Genomic DNA, 2,360 nt, shown 5'->3' with positions numbered 1-2,360 from the left:
CAACGCGCTCTCGCAACGCAAGTGGATGTGGTTTGCCCATCTGTTATCTCCATATCTGCTCAAAGACATGGAATCATGGATCATGAAGTAAGGGAATCCTGAATCTGGTCAAACCGGACGCGCTCTAATGCACTCATTGTGGTCCCTCCTGCTAGCTCGTCCAGCTCTGCACCAGCTTGTGCAAGGCGAGATCGGTTTAGCAGGCGGGAGCTCGGCTGAAGCGGGACGGGTTTCCGTTGTTCTTGCTCCATAGGCTCAAATGGCAAAAGGATGATTGCCCTATTTTAGTGGTCAAAATTGATCAACAATAAATGGACTGCGGGCCAGATGACCGGCACTCATTCTATGAGTCAGCTCAGGAAGGCAAATTGGGTCATTCAGCGTCTGATGCGCTTAACTGACGGTCCAACGCCTGCCTGACGAGTCCGACGACGTATGCTAAATCGGCAGGGTCGCTCAACTTAACTTCTGTATTTCCGTTACCCCAGCGCCCAACGCCGGTCACATCTACCGCTAACTTTCGAGGATCCGTGAGTTCGTAAGGCTCGATGTTGATCGAAATTCTCAACGCCTTTGCTTGGGGAACCACATCGGCAAAGTTTGTTTCAGCCTTGTACGCCACGTAAAGCTTTAAGAATTGCTCAGACACGCAGGGATCAAGCGCCTGCACCTCTCTTCTGAACTGATCAAACAACTCCCTTATCTTTCCTCCACGCAAATGCGGATGATCATCGATGTCATATTCGTTATCCGCAGATGCGGGCACTTGATATGTTTCTAATATATCTGCCGTTAGATTGGGAGCTGCCCAGACAGTGGCGGCTTGTTCGGCCATACGTTCTGCGCGCTTCTTGATAGTTGACTCGTTCCAATCAGTCAGTTGCCCAAGCCCTTGATTGACTCGGAGCGGGCTGTCACTGAAGCCTCCTTTCATGTCGCGCTTATCGAGAAAGCTTTTGTCACTGTATTCTGAATTATAGCCCGTAAGTGTCAGGTTCCCGAGGGTATGCAGCCATCTTTCTTGAACTGCTGCCCAATCAGGTCCAAGGGCTGACTGCCAACTGATTGGCAGTTTTTCGTTCTGTGGCATTATGTGCTCAATGGTGTAATCATCCACTTGCACCCGTTCCTTCCGTCCAAAATTTTCAAATTTTCGTAGCCAATAGGTACGACTCCGGAAGTTGTAGAGATCGCGGTCCTGCATTCGAGCAATAAACTCTTCGTCGCGGGGAAACCGACGGTATGACTTCATATTAAGAAAATGTGCCTGAACACTCTCGAGGTAGCGGTCCTTCTTCAGCTCTTTGGTGAAGGTCGCAAAAGTTTTATTGAGTGAATTCGTCGGTACAGCACAGATAGCGCGCCGAAAGACATAGGCCTCGACTAGCCGAACAATATCCAATACCTCATTCGAAGTTAGAACTTCCTTTGTGTAGTCACGATAGACTTCAAGCAAGAACGGATAGGCCACATCGACTTTTAGTTCGCGCAGGTCCTTGAACCCAATTGCAAGTTGCGGGTCTTTTTCTTGACTAAGCACCAAAGCGCTGTAGTAGCGGGAAAACTCCCAGACCTCGCAAACCAAATCTTCAATCTCGCGACCAAGGGTAATTTGTTCGTGTGAATAGGACTTATAAGCATCATAAACATCATCAAGACGGGGAATCGCGCCAGTTACGACCGTAAGGTAATGTCGCATGAACCCATCGAAATGCGATGCATAAGCTTCTTGGCCAAATCCCTCCTCCATCCGCCGCCAGTAATTTTCATAAAGCCGTGTCTGCAGCTTCGGCTCAAGACCCATAAGCACGAAATTCCTGATCAGGTCGGCCTGTGAGAGCTCCTTTCCGGTCGAATTCATACTCTCAAAAATCAGCTGTGGATTGTCGTATTCTCGGCTCAGCGCGACATCCACAATCATCAGCTTTGCCAGTCCCTGGCAAATCTCGGTAACCGCCACTTCATCTTGCCCGAGCCAAAGTTCGAACATTGAAAAATTATCACTCACGCGCCTTGAAAAGGCATTGGGCAGCTCATCCTGCGACACCAAAGCGTTCAGTGTCGTGCGGTCGGTCTTCGACAAAAGCAGTTTATAGGCCCTTTCGCCGCTTTCATCTGGATCCAATAGATAGCGGTTTCTAATTTTCTTGAAGGAAAAACCGTCGACGGGCTCTTTGTCACCCAACTTACGAGATAACGCGGCGAGTAAAAGTGTCACCGAGGTCAGCCGTTGGAGATATGCGCAGAAGTTGGTGACGCCTGATCAGGCGGCGGCTTGAACGTGGCGGAGGCCGTCGCGGAACTCAACCCCTTGGATGATCTCGGGCAGGCGGTTCCGGCCATCGAGTTTGCGCCATTTC

1 protein-coding gene is annotated in these 2,360 nt (G+C 50.0%); it reads right to left on the bottom strand.

What is annotated here, in order from left to right; genetic code table 11:
* Window positions 1–373: 373 nt before the first annotated feature.
* Window positions 374–2,227, bottom strand: coding sequence for a GmrSD restriction endonuclease domain-containing protein (locus ROE7235_RS19335; protein WP_281272879.1), 1,854 nt, complete (start codon window positions 2,225–2,227; stop codon window positions 374–376).
* Window positions 2,228–2,360: the final 133 nt, after the last annotated feature.

The organism is Roseinatronobacter ekhonensis, from assembly GCF_900499075.1.
Taxonomy (GTDB): domain Bacteria; phylum Pseudomonadota; class Alphaproteobacteria; order Rhodobacterales; family Rhodobacteraceae; genus Roseinatronobacter; species Roseinatronobacter ekhonensis.
This window is presented reverse-complemented; position numbering and strand designations above follow the sequence as displayed.